Here is a 13,618-nt window from a genome sequence, read left to right as displayed (position 1 = left end):
GGATTCCCCCTAATCCGGGATCGAGTATGAAAATCGCGCCGCGCCGCCTCCTCAAGGCGCGCCGAAAACCGCGTGCTCCAGAATCTCCGCGACGTCCCGCGCCTTGATGCGGTCGGCCGCTTCCTTCTGCTTCGTGCCGTCCTCGAGCATCGTCAGACAATACGGGCATGCGCTTCCGATCATCGTCGGGCGCGTCATCAGCGCCTGCTCCGTCCGCGCCACGTTCACCCGTTTTCCGACGGCCTCCTCCATCCACATCATGCCGCCGCCCGCTCCGCAGCACATCGCGTTTTCTCGCGTACGGTCCATTTCGGCCAGCTCGATTCCCTCGATCGCGCGCAGGATGTTCCGAGGCTCATCGTACACGCCGTTGTAGCGTCCGAGATAACAGGAGTCGTGATATACGACGCGTTCCCGTACGGCATGCGCGGGCGCCAGCCTTCCCTCCCGCAGCAGCCGGTCCAGCAGCTGCGTATGATGCAGCACTTCCACTCCCTTCAGGCCGAATTCGGGGTACTCGTTTTTCATCGTATTGAACGTGTGCGGGCATGCCGTCACGATGCGGCGGACTTTGTATTTTTTGAACGTCTCGATATTTTCCGCGCACAGCTGCTGGAACAAGAGCTCGTTGCCCACCCGCCGCGGGGTGTCGCCCGAGTTTTTCTCCTCGTTGCCGAGAATGGCAAAATTAACGCCCGCTTCCTGCATCAGCCGGACGACAGCGCGCGAAACCTTGCGGGCGCGACTGTCGTACGATCCCATCGATCCGACGAAGAAGAGCGTGTCGAAGCCCGGATTGTCCTTGACCGTCGGCACCGCGATACCGCCGATCTCGCCGGTCCATGCGGCGCGATCGTTTCTGCTGATTCCCCAGGGGTTGCCCTGGCGCTCGATGTTCTGCATCGCGCGCTGCGCTTCGTGCGGCACGCGGCCCTCCGTCAGCACGAGATAACGCCTCAGATCGACGATCTTGTCGACATGCTCGTTGCCGACCGGACATTGGTCCTCGCAGTTACGGCAGGTGGTGCATGCCCAGATTTCGGCTTCCGTCATGACGTCGCCGATCAGCGATACATCCTCGGGGTTGCGATCCGCCTTATTCCATTGCTCCCGATGCCAGGTCAGCGTCGGCCGGATGTCGGTGATATCGCCTTCCGTCCAAGCGGGAATGTCCGTTTCCGCCGTCGCGGACATGCTGTGAACGCTTACATTAGGAAATGCAAAAGCCGGTACCCAAGGCGACTTGCTCGTAATCGCAGCGCCCTTTTCCGTGAGATGATCCCGCAGCTTCGTCATGAGGTGCATGGGGGATAACGCTTTTCCCGTCCCCGCGGCCGGACATACATTCGTGCAGCGCCCGCATTCCACGCACGCATAGAAGTCCAGCATCTGCCCCCTGCGGAGGTCCTCGATCCTGCCGACGCCGAACGACTCTGCCGTTTCGTCCTCGAGATCAAGCTTGCTCAGCTTGCCGACGTGCTCCGCCCGGCCGATGAACAGGTTGATCGGCGCGGTCAAGAGATGGAAGTGTTTGGACTGCGGGACGTAGACGAGAAACGACAGCAGCACGAGAAGATGGGCCCACCAGCAGACGAAATAGGCGGCTTGGGCGGCAGCGGGCGTGAGGCCGGACGCGGCGCTAGCGATCAACGAGGACACCGGCGCGTAAGCCGAGGCCTCGTGCCCCGACCATGCGCGGTGTAAGCCTAGCGACAGCAGCACCGTCAGCATCAGCGCGCCGATCAGGAGGAGTACGATGGCGGGCTTCCAGCCTTGACCCAGCCGAGCGAGCTTCTCGCCGTACCGGCGATAAGCCGCATAGCCTGCCGCCAGCAGGACCAGCAGAGACGTAATCTCCTGCGTCAGCCCGAAGACCCGGTACCCCGGAATCGGCAGCGGCTCTCCCCCCGACAGTCCGGTATAGATCAGATCGAGCGCGCCGAATTGGAGCACGACGAAGCCATAGAAGACGACCAGGTGCATGATGCCGCTGCGGCGGTCCTTGAGCAGCTTGGAATGTCCCAGCGTCTGCTTAAGCAGATCGCGCGTTCGGCCCCGCCAGTCGGGCGGCTTGCCGGACGGCCTGCCGAGCCGGATATACGCATAGCGATGATAGACCGCTTTGTAAAAGAGCAGCAGAGCGTACCCGGTTACCATCAGGAACGACGCGTAATGCAGCCATGACCACAGCATAGGCACCCTCTCTCCTTTCTCGGGTACGATTGGCGAGCGATTGCGGCGCATCGGTACGCGGCTGGATACACGATCGCAGGCAACAGGCAATATTTCGCCGGCTCTTAAATATAGATCTAGAAATGAATGAGTATTCATTTCATTTTGAACGTCGATAGCGAACGGCAGGTTGGCGGGGAGGAGCGCGCATGTCGATCGGCAGGCTGCATAAATTCGAAGGAATTCTGGACGCGGCCGTGAAGGTGTTCGCGGAATGCGGGTACCGCGGCTCGCAGGTATCGAGGATCGCGAAGGAAGCCGGCGTCGCGGACGGCACGATCTATTTATATTTCAAAAATAAGGAGGATATCCTCGTTTCTCTGTTCCGGGAGCGGCTCGGCGCGCTGATCGGCAAGTTCGAGGCGTCCGCCCGCGAGTCGGAGTCGGCCGAGGCTGCGCTGCGCAAGATCTGCGAGCTTCACTACGCCGAGCTGGAGCGCCATCCGCTGCTCGCCCACGTCACGCAGATCGAGCTGCGGCAGAGCGTCATCGAGCTGCGCAAGGAGATCGGCAAGACGCTGAAGCCCTATTTGCGGCTCATCGAAAACGTGCTCGCGCATGGCATCGAATCCGGCGCGTTCAGGCCGGACATCGACGTGAAGCTATCGCGTCAGCTCATCTTCGGGGCGATGGACGAGGCGGTGTCTTCTTGGCTCATGTCGGATCGCAAGTATTCCCTTATCGCGCAGGTGGACGGTACGGTCGACTTTTTCCTGCGCGCGCTGAGGCCCTGACCTTTTTTTGGAGAGGAGCATGTCGGATGAATATCGCGGTGCTGCTGAAGCAAACGTTCGACACCGAGGAAAAGATCGCGCTGAACGGCGGGGCCGTGTCCGAGGACGGCGTGAAGTTCATCGTCAATCCGTACGACGAATATGCGATCGAAGAGGCGATCCGCCTCAAGGAGAAGCACGGAGGACAGGTGACGGCGCTATCCCTCGGTCCGGCCAGAACGGCCGAAGCGCTCCGAACGGCGCTCGCCATGGGCGCCGACGAAGCGATATGGATCGACGATGCGGGAATCCCGCAGGACGAATGCGCCTTCGCCGAGGCCATCGCGGCTGCCCTGCGGCTTCAAGCCTACGATTTGGTGCTCGGCGGCAGCTTTTCCGTGGATACCGGGGGCGCCCAGGTCGCGGTGCGCGCGGCGATATCGCTCGGCATCCCGCACGTCACCTCGGTAACCAAGCTGTCGGTCGAGGGCGGTACGGCAAGCGTCGAGCGGGACGCGGAAGGCGATCTGGAGCGGATCGAAGTCGCTTTGCCCGCGCTCATCACGGCGCAGCAAGGCTTGAACGAACCGCGCTATCCCTCGCTGCCGGGCATTATGAGGGCAAAGAAAAAGCCCTTTAAAGCGCTGACTGCGGAGGCGCTGGGCGTCGGGGGCGGATCGTCGGAGGCGAAAACCGCGCGCGTCTCCTTGTCGCTGCCGAGGAGCCGGCAGGCGGGCCAGCTCCTGCAAGGCAGTTCGCAGGAGCAAGCGGCGGCGCTCGCGCGGCTTCTACGCGAAGGGTCCAATACGATCTGAATGTCATGTGAATCGATCCGATTCTGCATAGGGAGGTAGACATGCCATGCGCAACACGTATCTGATCGTGGCGGAGCATCGGGACGGCAAGCTGCGGCGCGTAACGCTGGAGGCGCTGCGGGCGGCAGCGGCCTGCGCGGCGGGAGAAGACGAGATCCACGCCGCGCTGCTGGGGGAAGGACTGGACGATCTGGCTGCGGAATTGGCTGCTTATCCGGTGGCGCAGGTGCATGTTATCGAAAGCGAGAGTCTGCGGAACTATAACCCCGAAGCTTATGTTCAGGCGCTGGCCCCGCTGCTCGCGTCGCTGCGGCCGGACGGCCTGTTCCTGGGGCATACCGCCGCGGGGCGCGACCTGGCGCCGGCGCTCGCGGCCAGGCTGTCCGCGGGGCAAATCTCCGACGTGACGGGGATCGAGCGCGAAGACGATGGGCGGATCGTATTCGTCCGTCCGATCTACGCGGGCAAAGCGATCGAGCGCAGGGTATTCGGGTCGGCCCCGCGCGTCGTGACGGTACGGCCGAACAACTTTCTCGCAGCCGAGCCTAGGGAGGACGGCACGGCGGCGCCGATCGCGAGATCCGCGGCGGCGTCTGCGTCCGAGCTGCGGACCGTGGTGCGGGACGTCGTCCGCAAGACCGCCGGCCGAATCGACCTCGCGGAGGCCAAGATCGTCATCTCCGGCGGACGCGGGGTCAAGAGCGCCGAAGGCTTCAGGCCGCTCGAAGAGCTGGCCGAGCTGCTCGGCGGCGCCGTCGGGGCGTCGCGAGGGGCCTGCGATGCCGGGTACTGCGACTACGGGCTGCAGATCGGCCAGACCGGCAAGGTGGTCACGCCGGAGATCTACATCGCCTGCGGAATCAGCGGCGCGATCCAGCATCTCGCCGGCATGAGCGGCTCGCGCATCATCGTCGCCATCAACAAAGACCCCGAAGCGCCGATCTTCCAGCTCGCGGACTACGGCATCGTAGGCGATCTGTTCGAGGTCGTGCCGCTGCTGACGCAGGAATTCCGCAAGGCGCTCGCATAAAAAGCGAACGCCGTCCCGCGTTTGTCGAGGTAACTCCAGCCTCATATGGCCGCCCGGGACTGAATTACCTTGCTTTTCGAGTTAACTCCAGCCTCAGATGGCCGCACGGGGCTGAATTACCTTGCTTTTCGAGGTATCCCCTGTCTCCCATGATCGCCCCGGGCTGAATTACCTCGCTTTTCGAGGTAACTCCTGCCCCACATGGCCGCAAGGGGCTGAATTACCTTGCTTTTCGAGGTAACTCCTGCCTCTCATGTCCGCCCGGGGCCGAATTACCCCGCTTTTCGAGGTAACTCTGTCGCACATGGCCGATCGGAGCTGAATTACCTAGCTTTTCGAGGTAACTCCTGTCGCACATGGCCGCCCGTGGCTGAGTTACCTCGCTTTTCGAGTTAACTCCTGCCTCATATGGCCGATCGGAGCTGAATTACCTTGCTTTTCGAGGTAACTCCTGTCGCACATGGCCGTCTGAGGCTGTTTCTCGAGGTAACTCCTGCCTCACGTGGCCGCCCGGAGCTGAATTACCTCGCTTTTCGAGGTAACTCCCGCCTCTCATGGCCGCCCGGGGCTGAATTGCCTCGCTTTTCGAGGTAACTCCGTATCCGCTATGCCCACGCACTCATACTCAACCCAATAAGCGGATCTTACGCCTTCATGCCTACGCCGGAGCCGGTACGCAGCAGCCAAAGCTCCAGACCGAGCGTCTTGTCGACGCGGCCGGTCTTCATCTCGTAGTCCAGCTCGGCGAGCCCGCTGAGCAGCGCGGTCAGCCGCTCGATGCTGAATGCCTTGGCCTGCTCGGCCGTCACCTTGACGCCATACGGATGCATGCCGAGCTGCCCCGCCATCTGCTGGGGCGAATAGCCTTGCTTGCCCAGTTCCTTGACGTACAGCATGCTGCGGAATTGACGGACGAGCAGCGCCGTCAGCTTGATCGGTTCTTCGCGGCGCCGGAGCAGATCGTGGTAAAGCGCTAGCGCCTTGTCGGTCCGGAGCGAAGCGATCTCCTCGGTGAGCTTGAAGACGCTCTGCTCCACGCTCGCTGGCACGAGCTCGGCGACGGCCGCCGCCGTCACCGTACCTCCCTCGCCCGCGTGCAGGCACAGCTTGTCCGTCTCCGCGGACAGCGCGCCCATCTCCGTGCCCGCGCGCCGGATCAGCTCCTCGGCCGCCGGCTTATCGATCGTACGGCCTTGCTTGGCAGCGCGGCCGATAATCCACGAGAGCAGCTCGTCCGGCCCGAGCGGCGAGAAATTAACGACGATGCCGTCCTGCTTCGCCGCCTTCGACGTCTTCTTCCGCTCGTCGAGCTTGTCGTGGGGCACCATAAAGACGAGTACGGTCGTCTCGAACGGCCTTTTCATATAATCGAGCAGCCGCTCGGTCCGATGCTCCGTCTTGGCCGATTCCTTGGCCGATCCGAACACGACGCTGTCCCGGACCAGCACCAGCTTGCTCGGCACGAGGAACGGCATCGTTTCCGCTTCCTCCAGAATCGCGTCGAGCGAATGCTCCGCCGTATCGAAACGCACGATCGCCATATCGCGATGCTCGGGCTCGGCCACCGCGGCAACTAGCCGCTCGGCGAATTCATTCATGCGGTAGCTCTCCGTGCCGAAGCATATGTACAGGGGACGAATCTGTCCCTCCCTGATTTCCTTAAACGCTTGTCTCGATTCCAACCCGACCACCTCGCTCCCCATTATACAGCAAAGAGACCGCGCCCGTTAACGGCAGGCACGATCTCTCTGTCCTTGGAATCTATGTCAACGTTCGACGGGCGGGCCCATGGTACCCGCGCGAACGATCGTGACTGCGCCTCCAGGGGGCGCGGCGGCGTTAATAGTCCACTATACGCGGCAGCCGCTCGATTGGTGACGACCGGTCAACGCTTCTGCTCGCGATTTTGTTCGGCGTTCCACCACAGGTCCGTGGACTTGCCGGAGGCGTCCGTCCAGGTGTAGTACAGATCCTGTCCGTCCTGTCCCCAGGTGACGTCCGATATCGTGCCCTCCCGCTCGTCGCTCTCGAATACCGTCGCGAGTCCGTCGGTCTTCACGATCCGAACGCCTCCGCGGTTCGCGAGCGCCGTCAGCGCGCCGTCAGGCGACTCCCATGACGGCATGGCGACCGAAAAGGACATATCCGGCAAGTCGGCAATAGAAGGCGCGTCCGTAGCCGCCGGACCTTGGCCTTCGGAACTTGCAACGCTATCGCCTGCGACGCTGTCGCCTGCGTTGCCATCCGTGCCGCCGCTCTTGTCCACATTGCCGGCCGAAGCGGCAGCGGGAGGCGCAAAGCCCTTCCTCTCGTCGCCGTTGGCTTCCGGCGCGACGTTCGAGCCCGGCGCCGGCGCCTGCTCCTCGATCTTGGCGGTCGGCGTTACGGCCGCCCCGCTGCCGTCGGACGACAACGGCGCGCCGAAGCTCACGCTGGTGTCGGGATCGCTCCCGCCGCCAGCCGCGCTGCCGGACGCATCCGAGCTCTCGCCGGGAGCGTCTTGAGCGAGACTTGCGTTATCTCCGTTCTGCGCATCGCCGCCGTCGGACGGCTCCGTCGCCACGGACTTGCGCATCATGTCGGCTGTAGCCGCGCCGGGCGCGGACTCGGATACCGACTCCAATTGCGACGCCGACTTCTGCTGGTCCGAATCAGGCAGCAGCGAGAACGGCTGGACGATCAGCAGCACGCCGGCTACGACGCCGGCCGCGACGACCGCGGCCACGCGGCGGTAGACCGACTTGCGGTCTGCGACTCTGCGGGTACGCGTCGCGTACGGCGTCTCCTCGGTCTCGTCCGCAACCGCGGCGCCAGGCGCCGGTTCCGGCACGATCAGCTCGAGCTGCGGCAGGATCGCGTCCACCAGACTGTATCTGGGCGCGACGTGCGGCAGCTGCGTCAGTTCCTCGGACAGCCGCGTCAGCCGATCGAGCAGCGCGGCGCATTCCGGATAGTTCTGCAAGTACAATTGCAGTCGCGACGACTCTTCCTCGTTCAGATCGCCGTCGATCGAACGCTGCACGAGCTCCATCCCCTCTTCGCGATTCATCCCCGGACACCCCCTTTCCGATAGTCATGAAGCAGTGTCTGTAGTTGTTGTCGGGCGCGGAATAAGTATGACTTGACCGTGTTCAAGGGCAAGTTAAGCGAATCGGCGATCTCGTTATAAGAAAAATCCTGCAAATAACGGAGCACGACAACGGTGCGATGATGCTCCGGGAGCTTGCCGATCGCTTCGCGGATGTCCTCCGAAGCATAGCCGCTCATCACCTCGGCCTCGACGTCTTCATGCGCTTGAAAAACCATCTCGTGTTCGTCGATGGAAACGGAAGGTCGTTTTCGACGGAACTTGTCGATGCAAATATTGGTGACGATGCGTTGTACCCACGTGCGGAACTGCGCCTTTTCCTCGTACGAATTAATCTTCGTGTACACCCGGATCAGCGCTTCCTGCGCCGCGTCCATCGCATCCTGTTCATGATTCAGTAAATAGTAGGCCGTACGGTAAACCTGGTGTTCAATCTCGCGAAGCAGCGTAACGAGCGCTTCCCGATCGCCGGCCTGCGCAGCTTTGATCAATTCCGGCTCCACCACGGGAGATCCTCCTTCTCTCGCATCCCCACTGACGCAGCTGTGCGCCAAAAGGTTGCAAAAAACGCAAGGTATAATCTAACAAAAAAATAAAAGGCGAATGCGCCTTTCCGTTCGGCTCGAATCTAAGGCGATCCGCGTTTTCTGTTTATACTCGGCGGCTTGCCGAAAAGTTGTGCAGTATGCCCGAAGAGCATCCTGTCTAGTCTACCATACGCGCTGCTTTTTGTCGTCAGGGACGCTTGGCGCGACGCTCCAGACGGCCGTCCGGCAGGACGCGGTAGGCGATCTCGCCCTGGAGGTCGGTACGCGCGAGCGCGGCGCCCGTGCGCAGGATCCGTTCCGTCACTTCTGCGTGCGGATGTCCGTACAAATTGTTCCTGCCGGCGGACACCACGACTTCCGCCGGTCTCCACCATGCCAGCCACGAGGCCGTCGTGGACGTTTTGCTGCCATGGTGACCGGCCTTCAGCACGTCCACTGCGCTCGGCGCGACGCCTTGGCGGCGCAGCTCGCCCAGCACGGCGGACTCGCCGGCCGACTCGAGATCGCCTGGCAGTATGAATGAACGGCCGTAAAGCGTAAGCCGTAGCACGACGCTCAGGTCGTTTTGTTCGTCGGCCGCCGGTATGCGATCGTCCCGCGCCGTCTCTAGCGGGTACATCGCTTCGAGCGTCGCCGACGCGTCCGGCCGCCAGACCATGCCGGAATTGACCGCGTACATCGGAATGCCCGCGTCTTCTGCCTCATGAAATAGACGAAGCACGTCGCCGTCCGGTTTAATCGTGCCGTTGAACAGGATGCGGCCGACCTGAAGTTCGCGGATGATCGCGTGGGCGCCGCCGATATGATCGGCATCCAGGTGCGTCAGGACGAGCGCGTCCAGGCGGCGGACGCCGCGCTGCTTGAGCAGCGGTACGAGCGTCTTGCGGCCCACCTCGTAGGGGTCCCTGCGGAGCCGCCATGCCTCCTTCGGCTTGCCGAATTCGACCGTGCCGCCGGCGTCTACCAGAATATGGCGCCCGCCGCCGGTCTCGATTAGAATGCTGTCGCCCTGCCCCACGTCGAGAAAGGATACCGAGGCGGTCCGGTCCAGCCTCACAGGGGGAGCTTCCCATGCCAGCAGCCCGAACCAAGCAACCGCGAACGATGCGGCGGCCAGCCTCCGGTACCTGGCGCCTACAGCGCCATATGCCCCGTACCCGCCATTCGCAGGTCCGTCCAACGCGGCGTTCAGCGGCTCGGTCGGCGTGTCCGCGCCCAGCGGGACCGCGGCATAAACGGCGACGCTATCCGCTCGAAGCGAGGCGTCGAACGGATCCGAGACGGCGCGCTGCCGTTCGGCGGCGGCTGCCGTCGCGGACCTCTCCGCGCTCGCGCGGATCGCTCGGCGCGCGTAGGCCAGCGTGGCCAGCAGCAGCGCGTAGAAGGCCAGTACCCAGACGATTCCCGGCTGGTGCCATACGGTCGACAAAGCCTTGACCGATCCCAACCGCTCGGTGGCCTCGAACGTCGCGCGGTTGCAGAGCGTCGCCAGCCTCGCAGGCACGACGCCGAGCGGCAGCCAGACGGCGCCCAGGGCCAGCGCGGCCATCCCGAGCGGCATGACGACGAAGCTGATGAACGGTACGAGCACGAGATTGGCAAGCAGCGACAGCAGATGAAGCTGGTGAAAATAATACGCGGTGACCGGGAAGGAAAAGAGCTGGGCGGTAAGCGCCACCGCGAGCGAGGAACGAATAAGCGGAGAGCGAATCCGGAGGGCGAGCAGCTCCGTCATGACCGGCACGCAGAGCAGCAGGCCGGCGGTCACGATAAACGACAGCTGGAAGCTGACGTCCTCCACGACGTTCGGCCGCCAGACGACCATGATCAGCGCGGCCGCGGCGAGGAGGTGAAGACCGTCCTTCAGCCTACCCTGCCGCGCAAGCCACAGCGCGATCATCGACATGAGGCATGCGCGGACGGCCGACGGCGAAGCGCCCGTGAGCAGCATGTAGAACGGCATCGCGGACGCGGCGAAGCCCAGCGACCGCTCCCGGGTCCAGCGCGCCAGCTTGCCGAGCAGGAGCAAAATGTAAACGACGACGGCCACGTGAAGCCCTGAAATGGCGAGCACATGCGTAAGCCCTAGCCTGGAAAAGTCGTCGAACCTCTCCGGATCAAGATCGTCCGGGATGCCGGCCACCAGGCCCTTCATATAACCGCTGTCCAACGTACCATACAGCCTATCCGTCAGTCCGCCGATCGCATCCCTGGAATCGTCGAACCAGCGCATGGCGCGGTCCGCGAGAGGAACCGGCCTCTCCGCTTGCGTCACAGCAGATGCGCCCTTGGCCGACAACGTCCAGTAAATGCCTTGCCGGCGCAAATACGCCCGATAGTCGAAACCGCCGAAGTTGCCCGCGTCCGCGGGAAGACGGAGTTCGCCTTCCACCGCCACGGACATCCCGCGTCTCCAGGCGGCGGCGGTCTTCAATTCCGCCTCGGCGGCCAAGCGAACGCGCACGAGCAGCTGTTCGCCGACGGGATTCACGGTTCCGGTTCCGGTTCCGGTCCCTTCCGCGCGAATGCTGCTTAACCGGACGGGAAACGTAACCGTATCTCCGTCGATCGCCGCAGGCTCAAGCAGCCGACCGGTGGCCACGACCGCTTGTCCGTCGGGCTCGGGCCAAGCGGCCGAGAGCCGGGAGCCGTCTCCCGATTCGCTCCAGATTCGAAGGCAGGCGGACAACAACAAGGCCAGCGCGCACAACGCGCCTATACGCGGCCGGAGCCGTCCCCATAGGACGAGCGCCGCAAGCGCCGCGACGATGCCCGCATAGACGATCAGAGCCGGCGTACCCTGCCGGATCGACCACGCGGCGCTGCCCGCTACCCAGAATCCCGCTACCGATACGAGCGGCCTTCGATTCATTCGTCCACGCTCCTACATTCATAAATAACAAAAAGAACCCCGCGCACCGAGCGCAGGGTTCTTCCCTTGAGCGATCCATATTTGATTCTTGCCGGTTGCATTCAATCCGCGTCCTTGACCTCCGTATCCTGCGGAGGCGCATAGTCCGATATCGTCCGGAAGGCGATATTCCGCTCGGCCATCAGCGCGGACACTTTGTCGTAATCCTTAGGATAGACGCGGTGATATACGATCTCGACGATACCGCTGTTGGCGAGCATGTTCGCGCACGTCCAGCAGGGCTGATCGGTTACGTAGACGGTCGAGCCTTCCCGGTCGATCCGGTCCGTGAACAGGAGCAGGTTCTGCTCCGCGTGGATCGTGCGGATGCAGCGCTCCTTTTTGACCATGGCGGCAGTCTCTCCGGGCGACGCGGGCGCGAATTCCTCGACGATCATGCAGCCGGCCTCCGAACAGTCCGGTACGCCCATCGGCGCGCCGTTATATGCGGTACCAAGCAGCTTCTTGCCCTGCACGAGCACCGCGCCGACATGACGCCGGGGACAGCGCGACCGCGTCGATGCCATAAAGGCGATATCCATAAAATAAGTATCCCAATCCTTTCGAACCGCTAGCGCCATCCGGCGTCGCCTCCCGTTGTTCGTGCCTTGGACCGCGCTCAGCCCGCCGTCACCAGCGGCAGAAGTTTGGCCAGCAGCTTGTCTCCGATTCCCTTAACGTTTTTCAACTCATCGGCGGAGCCGAAGCGTCCGTTCGCGTTGCGGTACTGCACGATCGCCTCGGCCTTGGCCGGACCGATCCCCGGGAGCCCGTCCAGCTCCGCGGCGCTCGCGCGGTTAATATCGAGCCTCCCGTCCGCCGGCGGCGGACTCGTTGCCCCGTTCGCGCCTGCCGGCATGTCCGCCCTCGCCGCCTCGGCGGATGCCGCGTCCGGCGACGGACCGGCGGCCGTTACGGCCGGCTCGGCCAACCCCAGCCCCGCATTCTTCTCGACCGCCGGAGCCTTCCCGCCAGCCCCGACCGCTCCGATTGCCGGCTGCAGCTGTCCATCTCCCGCTTCCGCAGCGCTTGCCAGCGGCTGATCGCGCTCCGGCCCGGCTGCGGCCGTACTCTGCGCCCTCTCCGCCGTCGCCACCGCCGCAGCTACCTGCGCGTTTACCGGCTCCCATCCCGGCACGCCGCCATCCGCGGGCTTCAGCCATCCCCAAGCCAGCAACGCGGCCGCGGCCGTTCCGGCCAGCAATGCCGCCCTGCGCCGAAGCCTGCTCTCCCGGACCGTAGTTGTCGCCATACCCTTCCTCCCTTAGATTCGTCGCGCATGGCCACGAGTACGCTACAATTTTCCAAACGCATAAAAAATCGAGTCATGTCGGCCAAACCTGCCGACATACAATGGAAAGTAGTTACGCAAAACGACAATTGCGGGGAGGAGGACAACAGATGAAGGTCGGTTTCATCGGCGCCGGAAGCATGGGCGGCCTGCTGGCGGGAGCGCTGCTGCGCGCCAGGGCTTTCGAGGCGTCGGATGTCACGATCGCGACCCGCACCTCCTCCAGAGCGGAACGATTGGCGCACCAGTTCCCCGGCCTGCGGATCGCCCAGACCAATGCGGCAGCCGTCAGGGACGCGGGTATCGTCTTCTTGTGCGTGAAGCCGCTCGACTACCGGACGGTCATCGGGGAGATCCAGGGCGAGCTCCGGCCGGAACAGCTGCTCGTGTCGATCACGAGTCCCGTCACGCTAGAGCAGCTCGAACGCCTCTTGCCGTGCAAGACGGCGAAGATCATCCCTAGCATCGTCAACGGCGCCGCGAGCGGCGCCTCGCTGTTCATGTACGGCACCCGCCTCGAGCCGGCGGACAAAAAGCTGCTGATCTCCCTGTTCGCGCGCATCAGCGAGCCGATCGAAGTGCCCGAGGACAGCGTGCGCGCCGCATCGGATCTGTCCAGCTGCGGCCCCGCCTTCATGGCGTACCTGCTGGAACAATTCGTCGAAGCCACGGTCGAGTACGCTGGACTTCCTAGAGACGTCGCGGACAGGGTCGGCGCAGAGATGCTGCTCGGCACGGCAAGGCTGCTGGAGCAAGGCTGCACGACGCGCGAGCTGCAGGAGCGCGTCTGCGTGCCTGGCGGCATCACCGCCGTGGCGATGGAAGAACTGCGATTCTCCACCAAGGACGCCTTCCGCAGGGTCATGCGAAAAACGCACGAGAAGTTCGCGGAAGACCTGATCAAGGTCGAAGCGTCCCTGTCCGAGCAATCCTTCAGGTCCGACTGACCCCGGTCCGGATCGGAATAAACCCGCCCCGACCGAGCACCGC

At 63.5% G+C, this 13,618-nt stretch carries 11 protein-coding genes; 4 read left to right on the top strand and 7 right to left on the bottom strand.

What is annotated here, in order from left to right:
* Positions 1-51: 51 nt before the first annotated feature.
* Entirely contained in the window at positions 52-2,193 is a 2,142-nt protein-coding gene (locus tag PQG80_RS00680; RefSeq protein ID WP_271749189.1) for a 4Fe-4S dicluster domain-containing protein, read from the bottom strand.
* Positions 2,194-2,381: 188 nt separating this feature from the next.
* Between PQG80_RS00680 and fadR the strand changes: the two genes are divergently transcribed.
* The 3 genes from fadR to PQG80_RS00665 are packed head-to-tail and all read left to right on the top strand — an operon-like array spanning position 2,382 to position 4,790.
* Entirely contained in the window at positions 2,382-2,966 is a 585-nt protein-coding gene (gene fadR / locus PQG80_RS00675) for a fatty acid metabolism transcriptional regulator FadR (protein WP_271749188.1), read from the top strand.
* A gap of 26 nt (positions 2,967-2,992) precedes the next feature.
* Positions 2,993-3,760, top strand: coding sequence for an electron transfer flavoprotein subunit beta/FixA family protein (locus tag PQG80_RS00670; protein ID WP_271749187.1), 768 nt, complete (start codon positions 2,993-2,995; stop codon positions 3,758-3,760).
* A 46-nt stretch (positions 3,761-3,806) separates the two neighbouring features.
* Positions 3,807-4,790, top strand: a complete 984-nt coding sequence (locus tag PQG80_RS00665) for an electron transfer flavoprotein subunit alpha/FixB family protein (RefSeq protein WP_271749186.1) — start codon at positions 3,807-3,809, stop codon at positions 4,788-4,790.
* Between the two features lie 644 nt (positions 4,791-5,434).
* Here the strand turns inward: PQG80_RS00665 and holA are convergent.
* The 6 genes from holA to PQG80_RS00635 form a co-directional block, all read right to left on the bottom strand.
* Positions 5,435-6,472, bottom strand: a complete 1,038-nt coding sequence (gene holA, locus PQG80_RS00660) for a DNA polymerase III subunit delta (RefSeq protein ID WP_271749185.1) — start codon at positions 6,470-6,472, stop codon at positions 5,435-5,437.
* A gap of 203 nt (positions 6,473-6,675) precedes the next feature.
* A complete protein-coding gene (locus tag PQG80_RS00655) occupies positions 6,676-7,839 on the bottom strand; it encodes an anti-sigma factor family protein (protein WP_271749184.1) in 1,164 nt (387 codons plus the stop codon).
* The gene (locus PQG80_RS00650) at positions 7,836-8,384 is read right to left on the bottom strand and encodes an RNA polymerase sigma factor (RefSeq protein WP_271749183.1); all 549 of its coding nucleotides are present in this window, start codon (positions 8,382-8,384) and stop codon (positions 7,836-7,838) included. Before PQG80_RS00650 ends, PQG80_RS00655 begins: the two co-directional genes overlap by 4 nt.
* Before the next feature lie 229 nt (positions 8,385-8,613).
* Positions 8,614-11,298 (bottom strand): ComEC/Rec2 family competence protein, encoded by a 2,685-nt coding sequence (locus PQG80_RS00645; RefSeq protein WP_271749182.1) that lies wholly within the window; start codon positions 11,296-11,298, stop codon positions 8,614-8,616.
* A gap of 101 nt (positions 11,299-11,399) precedes the next feature.
* Positions 11,400-11,918: a deoxycytidylate deaminase gene (locus PQG80_RS00640; RefSeq protein WP_271749181.1), complete on the bottom strand. Its 519-nt coding sequence runs from the start codon at positions 11,916-11,918 to the stop codon at positions 11,400-11,402.
* Positions 11,919-11,956: 38 nt separating this feature from the next.
* The gene (locus PQG80_RS00635) at positions 11,957-12,589 is read right to left on the bottom strand and encodes a ComEA family DNA-binding protein (protein WP_271749180.1); all 633 of its coding nucleotides are present in this window, start codon (positions 12,587-12,589) and stop codon (positions 11,957-11,959) included.
* 149 nt (positions 12,590-12,738) lie between these two features.
* Between PQG80_RS00635 and comER the strand changes: the two genes are divergently transcribed.
* Entirely contained in the window at positions 12,739-13,575 is an 837-nt protein-coding gene (gene comER, locus PQG80_RS00630) for a late competence protein ComER (RefSeq protein ID WP_334219798.1), read from the top strand.
* Positions 13,576-13,618 lie beyond the last annotated feature (43 nt).

It is taken from the genome of Cohnella rhizoplanae, from assembly GCF_948329515.1.
GTDB lineage: Bacteria > Bacillota > Bacilli > Paenibacillales > Paenibacillaceae > Cohnella > Cohnella rhizoplanae.
The sequence above is the reverse complement of the archived record's forward strand: the minus strand, read 5'-3'. Positions and strand labels throughout refer to the sequence as shown.

Excerpts from the sequence above, each read along its gene's own strand:
- PQG80_RS00680 (WP_271749189.1), bottom strand. The coding sequence starts at position 2,193 with ATGCTGTGGTCATGGCTGCATTACGCGTCGTTCCTGATGGTAACCGGG.
- fadR (WP_271749188.1), top strand. The coding sequence starts at position 2,382 with ATGTCGATCGGCAGGCTGCATAAATTCGAAGGAATTCTGGACGCGGCC.
- PQG80_RS00645 (WP_271749182.1), bottom strand. The coding sequence starts at position 11,298 with ATGAATCGAAGGCCGCTCGTATCGGTAGCGGGATTCTGGGTAGCGGGC.
- comER (WP_334219798.1), top strand. The coding sequence starts at position 12,739 with ATGAAGGTCGGTTTCATCGGCGCCGGAAGCATGGGCGGCCTGCTGGCG.
- PQG80_RS00665 (WP_271749186.1), top strand. The coding sequence starts at position 3,807 with ATGCGCAACACGTATCTGATCGTGGCGGAGCATCGGGACGGCAAGCTG.
- PQG80_RS00640 (WP_271749181.1), bottom strand. The coding sequence starts at position 11,918 with ATGGCGCTAGCGGTTCGAAAGGATTGGGATACTTATTTTATGGATATC.
- PQG80_RS00635 (WP_271749180.1), bottom strand. The coding sequence starts at position 12,589 with ATGGCGACAACTACGGTCCGGGAGAGCAGGCTTCGGCGCAGGGCGGCA.
- PQG80_RS00655 (WP_271749184.1), bottom strand. The coding sequence starts at position 7,839 with ATGAATCGCGAAGAGGGGATGGAGCTCGTGCAGCGTTCGATCGACGGC.
- PQG80_RS00670 (WP_271749187.1), top strand. The coding sequence starts at position 2,993 with ATGAATATCGCGGTGCTGCTGAAGCAAACGTTCGACACCGAGGAAAAG.